Genomic DNA, 14706 nt, shown 5'->3' with positions numbered 1-14706 from the left:
GCGGTTTTGGAGTAAATGACTATGCAACGCTACTCGGGCTTCGGCCTCTTCAAGCACTCCCTCAGCCATCACGAAAACTGGCAGAAAATGTGGCGCACGCCGACCCCTAAAAAGGTCTATGACGTGGTCATCGTCGGCGGTGGCGGGCATGGTCTGGCGACCGCCTACTCCCTGGCCAAAGAGCACGGCATCACCAACGTGGCCGTGGTCGAGAAAGGCTGGCTGGGCGGCGGTAACACCGCGCGCAACACCACCATCGTTCGCTCCAACTACCTGTGGGACGAGTCGGCGCACCTGTACGAACACGCGATGAAGTTGTGGGAAGGCCTGTCCCAGGACCTGAACTACAACGTGATGTTCTCCCAGCGTGGCGTCTACAACCTGTGCCACACCCTGCAGGACATCCGTGATTCCGAGCGTCGGGTCAGCGCCAACCGCCTCAACGGCGTGGACGGCGAACTGCTCGATGCCAAACAAGTGGCCGACGAGATTCCGTACCTCGACTGCTCGAAGAACACCCGCTACCCGGTGCTGGGCGCTACCGTCCAGCGCCGTGGCGGCGTGGCCCGTCACGATGCCGTGGCCTGGGGCTTTGCCCGTGCCGCCGACGCCTTGGGCGTGGACCTGATTCAACAAACCGAAGTGATCGGTTTCCGCAAGGAAAACGGCGTGTGCATCGGCGTTGAAACCAACAAAGGCTTCATCGGCGCCAAACGCGTCGGTGTGGTGACCGCCGGTAACTCCGGGCACATGGCCAAACTCGCCGGTTTCCGTCTGCCGATCGAATCCCACCCGCTGCAAGCGCTGGTGTCCGAGCCGATCAAGCCGATTATCGACAGCGTGATCATGTCCAACGCCGTACACGGTTACATCAGCCAGTCCGACAAGGGCGACCTGGTGATCGGCGCCGGCATCGACGGCTACAACGGCTACGGCCAGCGTGGTTCTTACCCGGTAATCGAGCACACCGTTCAGGCCATTGTCGAAATGTTCCCGGTATTGTCGCGCGTGCGCATGAACCGTCAGTGGGGCGGCATCGTCGACACCACGCCGGACGCATGCCCGATCATCTCGAAAACCCCGGTACCGAACATGTTCTTCAACTGCGGTTGGGGCACCGGTGGGTTCAAGGCAACACCTGGCTCGGGCAACGTATTTGCCGCGAGTCTGGCCAAGGGTGAAATGCACCCGTTGGCTGCACCTTTCTCCATCGACCGTTTCCACAACGGTGCGTTGATCGATGAACACGGCGCTGCTGCGGTTGCCCACTAACAGGAGAAATCCCCATGTTGCATATCTTCTGTCCTCACTGCTTTGAGCTGCGCTCCGAAGAGGAATTCCACGCATCCGGCCAGGCGCACATCCCGCGTCCACTGGATCCGACCAACTGCACCGACGAGGAGTGGGGCGACTACATGTTCTTCCGCGATAACCCTCGTGGTCTGCACCACGAACTGTGGGATCACGTCGCCGGTTGCCGTCAGTACTTCAATGCCACCCGTGACACCGTGACCTACGAGATTCTCGAAACCTACAAGATCGGCGCCAAGCCGCAGTTCACCGACAAGACCGATAGCCCGAAAGCGGCCACGACGGCTCTGGGAGAGAAGGTATGAGCCAGATCAATCGCCTGTCCAACGGCGGACGGATCGACCGCAACAAAGTGCTGAGCTTCACCTTCAACGGCCAGACCTACAAAGGCTTTGAGGGCGATTCCCTGGCCGCGGCCCTGCTGGCCAACGGTGTGGATATCATCGGTCGCAGCTTCAAGTATTCCCGTCCGCGCGGCATCTTCGCCGCCGGTGCCGAAGAGCCGAACGCGGTGCTGCAGATCGGTGCGACCGAAGCCACGCAGATTCCGAACGTGCGCGCCACGCAACAAGCGCTGTATCAAGGCCTGGTCGCTACCAGCACCAACGGTTGGCCGAGCGTGAACAACGACATGATGGGGATTCTCGGCAAGGTCGGCGGCAAGCTGATGCCGCCGGGCTTCTACTACAAAACCTTCATGTACCCGCAATCGTTCTGGATGACTTACGAGAAGTACATTCGTAAAGCCGCTGGTCTTGGCCGCTCGCCGACCGAGAACGATCCGGACACCTATGACTACATGAACCAGCACTGCGACGTGCTGATCGTCGGCGGTGGCCCTGCTGGCCTGGCCGCTGCATTGGCGGCCGCCCGCAGCGGTGCCCGTGTGATCCTCGCCGATGAACAGGAAGAGTTCGGCGGCAGCCTGCTCGATTCCCGCGAAAGCCTCGACGGCAAACCAGCGGCCGAGTGGATCGCCAGCGTGATCGCCGAGCTTAAAGACACCCCGGACGTGCTGCTGTTGCCGCGCGCCACCGTCAACGGCTACCACGACCATAACTTCCTGACCATTCACGAGCGCTTGACCGATCACCTCGGCGACCGCGCACCGATTGGCCAGGTCCGTCAGCGCATTCACCGTGTTCGCGCCACGCGTGTGGTGTTGGCGACCGGTGCTCATGAGCGTCCACTGGTTTACGGCAACAACGACGTGCCGGGCAACATGCTCGCCGGTGCTGTGTCGACTTACGTGCGTCGTTACGGCGTGGCTCCGGGCAAAAAACTGGTGCTGTCGACCAACAACGATCACGCCTACCGCGTTGCTCTGGATTGGCTCGACGCCAGTCTGCAAGTCGTCGCTATCGCCGATGTTCGCAGCAATCCGCGCGGTGCGCTGGTTGAAGAAGCACGCGCCAAAGGCATCCGCATCCTGACAGGCAGCGCCGTGATCGAGGCGCGTGGCAGCAAGCACGTAACCGCCGTTCGCGTTGCCGCGATCGATGTCAAAGCACACACCGTGACCAGCCCAGGTGAGTGGCTTGAATGCGACCTGGTTGCCAGCTCCGGCGGTTACAGCCCGGTGGTTCACCTGGCCTCGCACTTGGGTGGCAAGCCGATCTGGCGTGAAGACATCCTCGGTTTCGTACCGGGCGAAGCACCGCAGAAGCGCGTGTGTGTCGGTGGCATCAACGGCGTCTACGGTCTCGGCGATTCCCTGGCCGATGGTTTTGAAGGTGGCGGTCGCGCAGCCAGCGAAGCCGGTTTCAGCGTGGTCGAGGGCACCTTGCCCAAAGCCCTGAGCCGTCTGGAAGAGCCAACACTGGCGCTGTTCCAGGTGCCACACGAAAAGAGCACCGCACGTGCGCCGAAGCAATTCGTCGACCTGCAAAACGACGTCACTGCGGCCGCCATCGAACTGGCGACCCGCGAAGGCTTCGAGTCGGTCGAGCACGTCAAACGCTACACCGCACTGGGCTTCGGCACTGACCAGGGCAAGCTCGGCAACGTCAACGGTCTGGCCATCGCCGCCCGTTCGCTGAACGTGACCATCCCGCAGATGGGCACCACCATGTTCCGTCCGAACTACACGCCGGTCACCTTCGGCGCCATAGCCGGTCGTCACTGTGGGCACATCTTTGAGCCTGTGCGTTTCACAGCGCTGCATCACTGGCACGTGAAGAACGGCGCGGAGTTCGAAGACGTCGGTCAATGGAAGCGTCCGTGGTACTTCCCGAAAAACGGTGAAGACCTGCACGCTGCCGTGAAACGCGAATGCAAAGCCGTGCGCGACAGCGTCGGCCTGCTGGACGCTTCGACGCTGGGCAAAATCGACATCCAGGGCCCGGACGCGCGTGAGTTCCTCAACCGCATCTACACCAACGCCTGGACCAAGCTCGACGTGGGCAAGGCCCGCTACGGCCTGATGTGCAAAGAAGACGGAATGGTCTTCGACGACGGCGTCACCGCCTGCCTCGCCGACAACCACTTCGTGATGACCACCACCACCGGTGGCGCTGCACGCGTGCTGCAATGGCTGGAAATCTACTCCCAGACCGAATGGCCAGACCTGAAGGTGTACTTCACTTCCGTGACGGATCACTGGGCAACCATGACCCTGTCCGGGCCGAACAGCCGCAAGCTGCTCAGCGAAGTCACCGACATCGACCTGAGCAACGAAGCCTTCCCGTTCATGACCTGGAAAGAAGGTCTGGTCGGCGGTGTTCCGGCGCGGGTGTTCCGGATTTCGTTTACCGGTGAACTGTCGTACGAAGTCAACGTTCAGGCCGACTACGCCATGGGCGTGCTCGAGAAAATCGTCGAGGCTGGCAAGCAATACAACCTGACCCCGTACGGCACCGAGACCATGCACGTGCTGCGGGCCGAGAAGGGCTTCATCATCGTCGGCCAGGACACCGACAGCTCGATGACCCCGGACGACCTGAACATGGGTTGGTGTGTTGGTCGCACTAAACCTTTCTCATGGATCGGCCAGCGTGGCATGAACCGCGAAGACTGCGTGCGTGATCAGCGCAAACAGTTGGTCGGCCTGAAGCCGATCGATCCGACCAAATGGCTGCCGGAAGGGGCGCAACTGGTGTTCAACACCAAGCAAGCGATTCCGATGACGATGGTCGGTCACGTGACCTCCAGCTACTTGCACAACTCCCTCGGCTATTCGTTTGCCATGGGTGTGGTCAAGGGCGGCTTGAAGCGTATCGGTGAGCGCGTGTTCGCACCGCTGGCCGATGGCAGCGTGATCGAGGCGGAAATCGTTTCTTCGGTGTTCTTCGATCCAAAGGGTGATCGCCAGAACGTCTGACACAGTGATTCCCTGTGGGAGCGTGCTTGCTCGCGATGGCGGCAACGCTGCTTCCACAGGGAGTACAAAAAGAATTCAGGACAGGTGCTTTATGACCGCAGCCAATGTTTACCAACAACGCCCAACCACTGGGGCCAAGGCCGAGTCGTCGCTGCATCACGCCGACCTGCCAAGCCTGGTGGGCAAGGGTCGCAAAAGCGCCGGCGTGATCGTGCGTGAGAAAAAACTCCTCGGCCACCTGACCATTCGTGGTGATGGCCACGATGCCGCGTTCGCTGCCGGTGTGCACAAAGCCCTCGGTATCGAACTGCCGGGCGCGCTGACCGTCGTCGTCAAAGGCGAAACCAGCCTGCAATGGATGGGGCCGGATGAATGGCTGCTGATCGTGCCGACCGGTGAAGAATTCGCCGCCGAGCAAAAACTGCGTGAAGCGCTGGGCGACCTGCACATCGCGATCACCAACGTCAGCGGCGGCCAGCAGCTCCTTGAACTGAGCGGCCCGAACGTGCGCCAGGTGTTGATGAAGTCCACCAGCTACGACGTGCACCCCAACAGTTTTCCGGTGGGCAAGGCGGTGGGTACCGTGTTTGCCAAGTCGCAACTGGTGATCCGCCATACCGGCGAAGACACCTGGGAACTGCTGATTCGTCGCAGCTTCTCGGATTACTGGTGGTTGTGGTTGCAGGATGCTGCCGCCGAATACGGCCTGAGCGTTCAGGCTTGATGAGCCACTGAGGTCCCTGTAGCCGCTGCCAAACGCAGCCTTCGGCAGCGGTTATACAAAGCGGCGTTGCTGCTACTTTCGAACAGGAGTCACCGCACTATGAGCCGCGCCCCAGACACATGGATTCTGACCGCCGACTGCCCAAGCGTTCTCGGCACCGTGGACGCGGTGACCCGCTTTCTGTTCGAGCAGGGCTGCTACGTCACCGAGCACCATTCCTTCGATGATCGGCTTTCGGGCCGTTTCTTCATTCGTGTGGAATTCCGCCAGCCTGTCGGCTTCGACGAACAAGCCTTTCGCGCAGAGCTCGAGGAACGCGGCCAAGCCTTCGGCATGATCTTCGAACTCACGGTGCCGAACTACCGCCCGAAAGTGGTGATCATGGTTTCCAAGGCCGATCACTGCCTCAACGATTTGCTCTATCGCCAGCGCATCGGCCAATTGTCGATGGACGTGGCCGCCGTGGTCTCCAACCACCCGGACCTCAAGCCGTTGGCGGACTGGCACCAGATTCCGTACTACCACTTCCCGCTGGACCCAAACGACAAACCGTCCCAGGAACGTCAGGTCTGGCAGGTGATTGAAGAGTCCGGCGCCGAGCTGGTGATCCTTGCCCGTTACATGCAAGTCCTGTCGCCCGAGCTGTGCCGCAAACTCGACGGCAAGGCGATCAACATCCATCACTCCCTGCTGCCGGGTTTCAAGGGCGCCAAGCCCTATCACCAGGCCTACAACAAGGGCGTGAAACTGGTTGGCGCCACGGCGCATTACATCAACAACGACCTGGACGAAGGCCCGATCATCGCCCAGGGCGTAGAGGCTGTGGACCACAGTCATTACCCCGAAGACCTGATCGCCAAAGGGCGGGATATCGAAGGGCTGACGTTGGCCCGGGCCGTTGGTTATCACATTGAAAGACGAGTGTTTTTGAACGCGAACAGAACGGTTGTTCTTTAACTGCCAAGTGATCTGCCCGAGCAATCAACGCGCCGCCGATCCATGGCGACGCGACCGTTACATAAAAACAACAGCGAGGTGAAAGCATGTCTGGTAATCGTGGTGTCGTGTATCTCGGCAATGGCCAGGTCGAAGTACAGAAAATCGACTATCCCAAAATGCAGGACCCGCGCGGCAGGAAGATCGAACACGCTGTCATCCTGCGCGTGGTCTCCACCAACATCTGTGGTTCCGACCAGCACATGGTGCGTGGCCGTACTACCGCTCAAACCGGCCTGGTACTGGGTCACGAGATCACCGGTGAAGTGATCGAGAAAGGCCGCGACGTTGAAAACCTGCAAATCGGCGACCTGGTCTCCGTGCCGTTCAACGTTGCTTGCGGACGCTGCCGTTCCTGCAAGGAAATGCACACCGGTGTTTGCCTGAGCGTTAACCCGGCGCGTCCGGGCGGTGCCTATGGTTATGTCGACATGGGCGACTGGACCGGTGGTCAGGCTGAATACGCGCTGGTGCCGTACGCCGACTTCAACCTGCTGAAGCTTCCGGATCGCGATCGTGCGATGGAAAAAATCCGCGACCTGACCTGCCTCTCCGACATCCTGCCGACCGGTTACCACGGCGCAGTGACGGCGGGCGTTGGTCCAGGCAGCACCGTGTACATCGCGGGTGCTGGCCCGGTCGGTCTGGCGGCGGCCGCTTCCGCCCGCCTGCTGGGCGCGGCGGTGGTGATCATCGGTGACGTCAACACTGTCCGCCTGGCGCACGCCAAGGCTCAGGGGTTCGAAATTGCCGACCTGTCCCTGGACACCCCGCTGCACGAACAAATCGCTGCACTGCTGGGCGAGCCAGAAGTGGATTGTGCCGTCGACGCCGTGGGCTTCGAAGCGCGTGGTCACGGCCATGACGGCGTGAAACACGAGGCTCCGGCCACCGTGCTCAACTCGCTGATGGGCGTGGTTCGGGTTGCCGGCAAAATCGGTATCCCAGGCTTGTACGTGACTGAAGATCCGGGAGCCGCCGACGCCGCCGCGAAGATGGGCAGCCTGAGCATCCGCTTCGGTCTGGGCTGGGCCAAATCCCACAGCTTCCACACGGGCCAGACGCCAGTGATGAAGTACAACCGCCAGCTGATGCAGGCGATCATGTGGGACCGTATCCATATTGCTGACATCGTCGGTGTGGAAGTCATCAGCCTGGATGACGCGCCACGCGGTTACGGCGAGTTCGATGCAGGCGTGCCGAAGAAGTTTGTGATTGATCCGCACAAGTTGTTTAGTGCGGCGTAAGGCTTCAGGCAAAACAAAACGGCGACCTTCGGGTCGCCGTTTTTTTGTCGAATCGTTGGTTTGCGAGTGATGGTAATTACATTTTTTTCTAATGAACTGTCAGATATGACAGGTGTTAATGGGCTTGGTTGTTATTACGATGGACTTGCGGTTGACATGCGCTATGTCAACCGCAAGGTTCGCCTTGAACCAATGATTTTTATTTCAGGGAGTGATGATAATGAACATTGTTAAGAAAGTACTGTTGCCGAGCGCATCGATATTACTGCTCTTGGTCAGTGTTCAGGGGTTTGCCGATGATGAATGTGCGAGGGCATTCATGAACAGTTCAGCAGCCGCTACTTGCTCGGGTAAAGAAGTGACAACTCAGTCCCCACAGGGTACGTGTAATCTGAACCAGGAGTGCATGGGAACAGGCGCCTTCACGGATGGCTCTGCTGGATGGCGTCGTGTTTCGGCGGATAAAGCAAGAAATATCATTTCAGTTCCATTGAGTGATGTAGGGAAACTGTCCAACTGTAATAGCAAGTTAACTGTTGGCGGTTGTTAGTTGCAGAAAGTGTTCGGCGCGTGCGGAACAAAGTAAAAGGGCGGCCCTCAGGTCGCCTTTCAATTCAACTACTTGCTGGCCGGTTTCAAGTAAGGGGCTGAAGTGAAGCCCCGCTCGGGGACTTTGGTACCGCCATAATTGCAGACACTTTCCCGCTCTGAAAGCCTACCCGGACGTTCCTGCGCCTCAACGTCGATCGTCAGCAGTGTGGTGTTGTAACGCGCGCTGTCGCGGTTATAAATCACGCCCACGTCACGGCGATCACCAGCGAGCAAACCGCAGCGGTCACTCGCAACCAACTCCAGAACCGACGTTTTCCGGCATGTGCAGCATTTGTGGCTCAATCCGTGCCATACCGCGGCGGGTCCAGGGGGCCAGGATGTGATCGATCCGCACAAACTGTTCAGTGCGGCGTAAATAAAAAAGGGCGACTCTTGAGTCGCCCGTTTTTCATTTGAATCAAGCCATTTCGCCTTAGCTTGCCTTGAGCTTCAAGTAAGGTACTGTCGTCTCGCCGTTCTCTACTACCTTCGTGCCACCGTAGCTGCAGATGGAGCCATCAAAGCTTTCGGCTGTCAGGTTGTATTTCTTTGCCAGATAGTCGTCGTCGGTACCCATCGTGACGCCCGCCCATGTTTTGCCATTGGCGGTCGCCGTGTATTTGTAACCCTCATTGAAAGGGGCAGGAATGTTTTTGTCGTCGCTTGTATAAGCCGACGATCTGATGTCGCTTACTTTGGGGCACACCTCCGTGCCTGCTGCATAAGCATTGCCTGCCAAGGCGCCAAAAATCAAAAAAGCCATCCCGATAGTGTTGCGCATGAATCACACTCCGTTGTGTTGTTTGAGCGCTCAGGGTGAGGATTTTCGAAGGGGTCGCCTACTGTCAAATCTGACAGTTTTTTAAATCATTTTGATATGGGTTTGCATTTTTTAATTCCTGTTAAATCGTCAGTGGCTCATTTACAGGGCAGCCAACGCCCCTTGATACAACACCGGCCCAGTCGGTTGCCCTGTCGGCGAACCTCCCTTCGGTTCAAGACTGACCGCCAGCGCAATCGGCTTACCGATCAACGTCTTCTGCGTATCGCTCAGCTCTACACGGCCCTTACCGTCAGCCGGAATCACACCCAGGGAAATTGGCTTGCCATCCGCCGGAATCGCCCACAATTCCAGACTTCGCCCCGGATCAACCGCCGCCAACGTCAGCGGCTCGACCTTCAGATAATGCTCATGCGCTTCAACCTTCAGCGCAGGTTGTGCGTCGGCGGTCAGTAACGTGGCGCTGTAACGCGCACTGTCGCGGTTGTAGAGCACGCCCAAGGTTACGGCGAGCACCAGCGAGCAAACCGCAGCCGTCACCCGCAACCTGTTCCAGAACCCACGCTTCTCTGGCAGATGAAGCACTTGCGGTTCGATTCGCGCGGTGATGCCTTTCCACACGCGGTCCGGCACCGGCTGTTCCGGCAGCGCTTCGGTCAGGCTCGCGAGGCTTTCCTGCCATTTCGCCAATTCGGCACGAAGCGCCGCATCTTCCAGCAACAACTGTTCAAACCGCCGACGAGCAGCCGAAGGCATCAAGCCAATGGCGTAATCGGCGGCGAGCGCGCGGCGCAAGGTTGGGGTTTGATAGTTCATGATTCAAGGCACCTGCGCAGTCGCTCCATACCGCGGCGGATCCAGGATTTCACCGAGCCCAAGGGCGCGGCCAGGTGTTCGGCAAGCTCAGCGCAGGACAACCCCTGAAAGTAAGCCACAGTGATCGATTGACGCTGCATGCCCTCGAGGCTTTCCAGGCAGCGGTTCAAGGCGTTGGCCTCACGGGCACTGCTGAGTTGTTCGTGAGCCGATGGGCTCTCGTCCACCAGCGCCTGTTCTTCAAGGTCGCTTAAAGGCCGCTCGCGATGTTTGCGCAACTGGTCGATGGCTTGGTTACGGGTGATGTTGATCATCCAGGTCAGCGGTGCCGACAAATGCGCCTCATAGCGCGAGGCGTTGTTCCAAATGCGCACGAAGCTTTCCTGTAGCACTTCTTCTGCCAGATCCGGTCGCCCCATGAAACGCAGCGCTACGCCATGCAGCCGCGGGCCGACGCGGCGGTAAAGCGTCTCGAAAGCGCGGCGGTCGCCCAGTGAACATTGGGCCAGAAGCTGCCTGAGCTGATCGGTGTCGGCGATGGGAATGGCCGTTCTCCAGGCAATCGAGGTGGGGGGAGTGAGCTGTCGGTTGCAGGCAGAGGTTAGTTCATGGTGTGCGGTTGTTCCATTCATGGGCGGCCACCTCGAAAAACCGCCGACCCCGATGCGCAGGATCGGCGGCATCCTTCAGCTTTTGGGCATCAGCACTTTGTCGATGACCTGAATCACGCCGTTGGACTGGTACACGTCATAGGTGGTGATGTCGGCGACGTCACCTTTTTCATCCTTGATGGTGATGTTGTGCGGGCCGTTCATCATCGCCCACAGCTTGCCGCCTGCGACGGTGGTCAGTTCGGCTTTGCCGCCACCGGCCTTGATCTTCTCGGCCAGGGTCATCATGTCGAGTTTTCCGGCGACCACGTGGTAGGTGAGGATGTGAGTCAGGGTCGCCTTGTTGGCGGGTTTGAGCAGGGTCTCGACAGTGCCGGCCGGCAGGGCGGCGAAGGCCGAGTTGACCGGGGCGAACACGGTGAACGGGCCTTTGCCCTTGAGGGTGTCCACCAGGCCTGCGGCTTTCACGGCGGCGACCAGGGTGGTGTGGTCGGCGGAGTTCACCGCGTTATCGATGATGTCCTTGCTCGGCATCATGCTCTGGCCGCCGACGATGACAGCATGGCTCGTGTCTGCCGCTTGCGCGGTGTTCAGGGCGAATCCACCGCCAAGGGCCAGGGTCAGCAGGCTGGCAATCAACGGCGTTTTGATCGAAGTGCGTGTCATGGTGATGATCCTCGTGCAGGGAATCGGCCAGGAATGTCTGTCCGTGCTTGATATACGTGGGAGGGACCAGACTGGATGCAGTGTCGGTAAATTCTTTTTTGACTGTCCGTCAGGCGGGTCGCCAAGGCTGGGAACAATCCCCCGGGTTACCAGTCCAACACACAGTTTTTCGCCGCCCGTTGCCGGGCGGTTTTCATGGCCCATGAGGATGTCTGGATGAAGATTTCACGCGGTTTTGCACTGGCTTCGCTGATGTGTCTGGCGGCCAGCCCGGTCTTTGCTCAGTTCAGCCTGAACGATGCGGCCAATGCCATCTCCGGTATGAAGGGCGATGACGCCGCCGTCGCGGCCGCTCCGACCTCGCAGACGGCCGGCCTGCTGAGTGCGCTCAGCCAATTGAACGTGACACCACAACAAGCCGTTGGCGGCACTGGGGCGATGCTTGGGCTGGCCAAGAATCAGTTGAGTTCGACCGACTATTCAGCGTTGGCCAAAAGCGTACCGGGGATCGACAAATTGTCTGGCGGTGGTGAGCTGGGCGCCCTTAGCGGTTTGCTCGGTTCGTCCGGTAAAGCGGCAGGTCTGGACAACGCCTTGGGCAACGTGAAGAACGCCAACGACTTGAACAACGCGTTCAGCGCGTTGGGCATGGACAGCGGCATGATCGGCCAGTTTGCCCCGTTGCTTCTGCAATACCTCGGTCAGCAGGGCGTCGGTGGTTCATTGCTGGAAAACCTGGGCGGAATCTGGGGCGCAGGGACTGGTAGTTGATTCAGCGGTGACGACGAATGTTTCACCTTGGGATCGTTAACCTTGTGGAAACGATCAACACCACAACGGTCTAAAATTCCGCTGCCCACTCCTCAAGGAAGCCCATTACGTGAAATCCCTCCTTGCGCTGCTTTCCCTCGTGGCCTTGCCGGTCCTGGCTGCTGAGCCGACCCTGTACGGGCGCTACGAATACATCGCGCTGCCGGAAATCGGCGGTGAAGTCCTCAAGGCCAAGATGGACACCGGCGCCCTGACCGCGTCGCTGTCGGCCAAAGACATCGAAACCTTTACCCGCGACGGCGACGAGTGGGTACGCTTCCGCCTCGCCACCAAAGGCGCGAGCAACAAGGTCTACGAACACAAGGTCGCGCGGATCAGCAAGATCAAGACCCGCGCCGAAGAAGATGAGGATGACAAGGAAACCATTGAGCCGACCAAGCGTCCGGTGGTTGATCTGGAACTGTGCCTGGGCAACGTCAAGCGCACGGTGGAGGTCAACCTCACCGACCGCAGCAGCTTCAACTACCCGTTGTTGATCGGCGCCAAAGCCTTGCGTGAGTTCGGTGCGGCGGTGAACCCGGCACGGCGCTTTACGGCGGACAAACCCGACTGCTGATTTCAAGTGGTCTCATTGACGTGACGTGAGCCTTGGGGCACCGTTCGCCCTCTTAACTCCCGGGCTCGGACGCCATGCCTCATATCCTGATTGTCGAAGACGAAGCGGCGATAGCCGACACCCTGATTTTCGCCTTGCAGGGCGAGGGCTTCACCACCACATGGCTGAGCCTTGGCGCCGCTGCACTTGAGCATCAGCGCCAGACTCCGGCCGACCTGATCATTCTCGACATTGGTCTGCCGGACATCAGCGGCTTCGAGACCTGCAAGCAATTGCGGCGTTTCAGCGAGGTGCCGGTGATCTTCCTCAGCGCCCGCGATGCCGAAATCGATCGTATCGTGGGCCTGGAAATCGGTGCCGACGATTACGTGGTCAAGCCGTTCAGCCCACGGGAAGTGGCGGCGCGGGTCCGGGCGATTCTCAAACGCATGGCGCCGCGAGCGAGCGCCGAGGGGTCATCGGCGCTGTTTCGCATTGACAGCGAGCGGGTGCAGATCAGCTACCGCGGTCAGCTTTTGAGCCTGACCCGCCATGAGTTCCGTCTGCTGCAATGCCTGCTGGACCAACCCGAACGCGTCTTCAGCCGCGAGCAACTGCTCGACGCGCTGGGCGTCGCCACCGATGCCGGTTACGAGCGCAGCATCGACAGCCACATCAAGAGCGTGCGCGCCAAATTACGCCAGGTGAAAGCCGACGCAGAACCGATCCAGACCCATCGCGGTCTCGGTTACAGCTACAGTCCGGGGCGTAGCTGATGCCTTTGGGCATTCGGATTTTTCTGGTCTATGTGCTGTTTATCGGCCTGACCGGTTACTTCGTGCTGAACACCGTGATGGAAGAAATCCGTCCCGGCGTGCGCCAGTCCACCGAAGAAACGCTGGTCGACACCGCCAATCTCATGGCCGAAATCCTGCGCGACGACTTCAAGGCCGGCACCCTCAATCAGAACCGTTGGCCCGAGCTGCTCAAGGCTTATGGCGAACGGCAACCGAAGGCGAGTATCTGGGGATTGCCGAAGAATCAGGTCAACCACCGCATCTACGTCACCGATGCCAACGGCGTCGTGGTGCTGGACTCCAGCGGTGCGGCAGTGGGGCAGGATTACTCGCGCTGGAACGATGTTTTACTGACCCTGCGAGGCGAATACGGCGCTCGTTCCAGCCGCAGCGATCCGAACGATCCGAACTCCTCAGTGATGCACGTCGGCGCCCCGATTCGCGACAACGGCCAAATCATCGGCGTGGTTACCGTGGCCAAACCCAACAGCTCGTTGCAGCCATACGTTGATCGCACCGAACGGCGATTGCTTGTCTGGGGGGCCGGGTTGATCGGCCTCGGTTTGCTCTTTGGCGCGCTGTTGTCCTGGTGGTTGAGCGCGGCGCTGCGGCGATTGACGGCTTATGCACAGGCAGTGAGTGAAGGCCGACGGGTCGAGGTTCCGCACTACCGTGGCGGCGAATTGGAGCAACTGGCGACGGCGGTGGAGCAGATGCGCACGCAACTCGAAGGCAAAGCCTACGTCGAGCGTTACGTGCACACATTGACCCACGAACTGAAAAGCCCGCTGGCGGCGATTCGTGGTGCGGCGGAGTTGCTGCAAGGCGAGATGCCGCTGGCTCAGCAGCAGCGTTTTGTCCGCAACATCGACAGCGAAAGCGCGCGGATGCAGCAGTTGATCGAGCGCCTGTTGAATCTGGCCCTGGTCGAGCAACGCCAAGGGCTGGAGGAGCGGGTGGCGGTACCGCTGGCGAAGTTGGTCGATGAATTGCTGAACGCTCAGGCGGCGCGCATCCAAGGCAAGCAGTTGCGCGTGGAACACACCCTTGCAACGGATCTGGTGCTGACCGGTGAACCGTTCCTGTTGCGTCAGGCACTGGGCAATCTGCTGGAGAACGCTTTGGATTTCACCCCGGCTCAGGGCTTGCTGCGATTCAGCGCCGAGCGCATTGGGGCGCAAATTGAGTTCACGTTGTTCAACCAGGCTGAGGCCATTCCCGGCTATGCGTTGCCCCGGCTGAGCGAGCGCTTCTATTCACTGCCGCGACCGGACAGCGGGCGCAAGAGCACGGGGTTGGGGCTTAATTTTGTTGAAGAAGTGGTCAAGTTGCATGGCGGAACGGTGAGCATCGGTAATGTCGACGACGGCGTAGAGGTCATGTTGCACCTGCCTTAACCTCCGTCTCCACACACTCTCCACATTTCTCCCATAAATCCCCCACACACCCCTTTCAGACTCGCCCCATCCAAACAGGGAGAG

General features: G+C 59.7%; 15 protein-coding genes. 11 read left to right on the top strand and 4 right to left on the bottom strand.

All coding sequences use genetic code 11. The annotated features are described in order from the left end of the window. The first annotated feature begins 21 nt into the window (after nucleotides 1-21). From ACXPVS_RS03120 to ACXPVS_RS03090, 7 genes are all read left to right on the top strand, one after another. The gene (locus ACXPVS_RS03120; protein ID WP_458508616.1) at nucleotides 22-1272 is read left to right on the top strand and encodes a sarcosine oxidase subunit beta family protein; all 1251 of its coding nucleotides are present in this window, start codon (nucleotides 22-24) and stop codon (nucleotides 1270-1272) included. Nucleotides 1273-1286: 14 nt separating this feature from the next. Continuing rightward, nucleotides 1287-1616 (top strand): sarcosine oxidase subunit delta, encoded by a 330-nt coding sequence (locus ACXPVS_RS03115; protein WP_458508615.1) that lies wholly within the window; start codon nucleotides 1287-1289, stop codon nucleotides 1614-1616. Continuing rightward, nucleotides 1613-4630, top strand: coding sequence for a sarcosine oxidase subunit alpha (locus tag ACXPVS_RS03110; protein ID WP_458508614.1), 3018 nt, complete (start codon nucleotides 1613-1615; stop codon nucleotides 4628-4630). The genes ACXPVS_RS03115 and ACXPVS_RS03110 overlap by 4 nt, the downstream gene beginning before the upstream one ends. Before the next feature lie 91 nt (nucleotides 4631-4721). After that, on the top strand, nucleotides 4722-5354 hold the full coding sequence (locus ACXPVS_RS03105) for a sarcosine oxidase subunit gamma (RefSeq protein ID WP_458508613.1): 633 nt from the start codon (nucleotides 4722-4724) through the stop codon (nucleotides 5352-5354). A gap of 99 nt (nucleotides 5355-5453) precedes the next feature. Next, nucleotides 5454-6311 carry a formyltetrahydrofolate deformylase gene (purU, locus tag ACXPVS_RS03100; protein WP_458508612.1) on the top strand — a complete coding sequence of 286 codons (858 nt, stop codon included), beginning with the start codon at nucleotides 5454-5456 and terminating at the stop codon, nucleotides 6309-6311. A gap of 86 nt (nucleotides 6312-6397) precedes the next feature. Continuing rightward, nucleotides 6398-7597, top strand: coding sequence for a formaldehyde dehydrogenase, glutathione-independent (gene fdhA, locus ACXPVS_RS03095; RefSeq protein ID WP_458508611.1), 1200 nt, complete (start codon nucleotides 6398-6400; stop codon nucleotides 7595-7597). A gap of 220 nt (nucleotides 7598-7817) precedes the next feature. After that, nucleotides 7818-8147, top strand: a complete 330-nt coding sequence (locus ACXPVS_RS03090; protein WP_458508610.1) for a hypothetical protein — start codon at nucleotides 7818-7820, stop codon at nucleotides 8145-8147. Between the two features lie 474 nt (nucleotides 8148-8621). Here the strand turns inward: ACXPVS_RS03090 and ACXPVS_RS03085 are convergent, their stop codons facing one another. The 4 genes from ACXPVS_RS03085 to ACXPVS_RS03070 all read right to left on the bottom strand — a co-directional run bounded on the left by ACXPVS_RS03085 (nucleotide 8622) and on the right by ACXPVS_RS03070 (nucleotide 11062). Then, complete coding sequence (locus tag ACXPVS_RS03085; protein ID WP_458508609.1) at nucleotides 8622-8969, bottom strand: hypothetical protein; 348 nt, start codon at nucleotides 8967-8969, stop codon at nucleotides 8622-8624. A 141-nt stretch (nucleotides 8970-9110) separates the two neighbouring features. Beyond that, entirely contained in the window at nucleotides 9111-9785 is a 675-nt protein-coding gene (locus ACXPVS_RS03080) for an anti-sigma factor (RefSeq protein WP_458508608.1), read from the bottom strand. Further along, on the bottom strand, nucleotides 9782-10417 hold the full coding sequence (locus ACXPVS_RS03075; protein ID WP_458508607.1) for a sigma-70 family RNA polymerase sigma factor: 636 nt from the start codon (nucleotides 10415-10417) through the stop codon (nucleotides 9782-9784). Before ACXPVS_RS03075 ends, ACXPVS_RS03080 begins: the two co-directional genes overlap by 4 nt. Before the next feature lie 54 nt (nucleotides 10418-10471). Beyond that, complete coding sequence (locus ACXPVS_RS03070; RefSeq protein WP_458508606.1) at nucleotides 10472-11062, bottom strand: fasciclin domain-containing protein; 591 nt, start codon at nucleotides 11060-11062, stop codon at nucleotides 10472-10474. 216 nt (nucleotides 11063-11278) lie between these two features. Here ACXPVS_RS03070 and ACXPVS_RS03065 point away from each other — a divergent pair, with 216 nt between their 5' ends. The 4 genes from ACXPVS_RS03065 to creC all read left to right on the top strand — a co-directional run bounded on the left by ACXPVS_RS03065 (nucleotide 11279) and on the right by creC (nucleotide 14622). Continuing rightward, entirely contained in the window at nucleotides 11279-11833 is a 555-nt protein-coding gene (locus ACXPVS_RS03065) for a DUF2780 domain-containing protein (protein WP_458508605.1), read from the top strand. A gap of 109 nt (nucleotides 11834-11942) precedes the next feature. Further along, nucleotides 11943-12449 (top strand): retropepsin-like aspartic peptidase RloA2, encoded by a 507-nt coding sequence (rloA2, locus tag ACXPVS_RS03060; RefSeq protein ID WP_458508604.1) that lies wholly within the window; start codon nucleotides 11943-11945, stop codon nucleotides 12447-12449. A 74-nt stretch (nucleotides 12450-12523) separates the two neighbouring features. Next, the gene (creB, locus tag ACXPVS_RS03055) at nucleotides 12524-13204 is read left to right on the top strand and encodes a two-component system response regulator CreB (protein ID WP_458508603.1); all 681 of its coding nucleotides are present in this window, start codon (nucleotides 12524-12526) and stop codon (nucleotides 13202-13204) included. Continuing rightward, nucleotides 13204-14622, top strand: coding sequence for a two-component system sensor histidine kinase CreC (gene creC / locus ACXPVS_RS03050; RefSeq protein WP_458508602.1), 1419 nt, complete (start codon nucleotides 13204-13206; stop codon nucleotides 14620-14622). The genes creB and creC overlap by 1 nt, the downstream gene beginning before the upstream one ends. The last annotated feature ends 84 nt before the right edge of the window (nucleotides 14623-14706 follow it).

This window comes from Pseudomonas sp. Ma2-10 (genome assembly GCF_054330215.1).
The sequence above is the reverse complement of the archived record's forward strand: the minus strand, read 5'-3'. Positions and strand labels throughout refer to the sequence as shown.

Bases quoted from the DNA above. Each gene is read 5' to 3' on its own strand.
- ACXPVS_RS03120 (WP_458508616.1), top strand. From the start codon at position 22: ATGCAACGCTACTCGGGCTTCGGCCTCTTCAAGCACTCCCTCAGCCAT.
- ACXPVS_RS03115 (WP_458508615.1), top strand. From the start codon at position 1,287: ATGTTGCATATCTTCTGTCCTCACTGCTTTGAGCTGCGCTCCGAAGAG.
- ACXPVS_RS03110 (WP_458508614.1), top strand. From the start codon at position 1,613: ATGAGCCAGATCAATCGCCTGTCCAACGGCGGACGGATCGACCGCAAC.
- ACXPVS_RS03105 (WP_458508613.1), top strand. From the start codon at position 4,722: ATGACCGCAGCCAATGTTTACCAACAACGCCCAACCACTGGGGCCAAG.
- purU (WP_458508612.1), top strand. From the start codon at position 5,454: ATGAGCCGCGCCCCAGACACATGGATTCTGACCGCCGACTGCCCAAGC.
- fdhA (WP_458508611.1), top strand. From the start codon at position 6,398: ATGTCTGGTAATCGTGGTGTCGTGTATCTCGGCAATGGCCAGGTCGAA.
- ACXPVS_RS03090 (WP_458508610.1), top strand. From the start codon at position 7,818: ATGAACATTGTTAAGAAAGTACTGTTGCCGAGCGCATCGATATTACTG.
- ACXPVS_RS03085 (WP_458508609.1), bottom strand. From the start codon at position 8,969: ATGCGCAACACTATCGGGATGGCTTTTTTGATTTTTGGCGCCTTGGCA.
- ACXPVS_RS03080 (WP_458508608.1), bottom strand. From the start codon at position 9,785: ATGAACTATCAAACCCCAACCTTGCGCCGCGCGCTCGCCGCCGATTAC.
- ACXPVS_RS03075 (WP_458508607.1), bottom strand. From the start codon at position 10,417: ATGAATGGAACAACCGCACACCATGAACTAACCTCTGCCTGCAACCGA.
- ACXPVS_RS03070 (WP_458508606.1), bottom strand. From the start codon at position 11,062: ATGACACGCACTTCGATCAAAACGCCGTTGATTGCCAGCCTGCTGACC.
- ACXPVS_RS03065 (WP_458508605.1), top strand. From the start codon at position 11,279: ATGAAGATTTCACGCGGTTTTGCACTGGCTTCGCTGATGTGTCTGGCG.
- creB (WP_458508603.1), top strand. From the start codon at position 12,524: ATGCCTCATATCCTGATTGTCGAAGACGAAGCGGCGATAGCCGACACC.
- creC (WP_458508602.1), top strand. From the start codon at position 13,204: ATGCCTTTGGGCATTCGGATTTTTCTGGTCTATGTGCTGTTTATCGGC.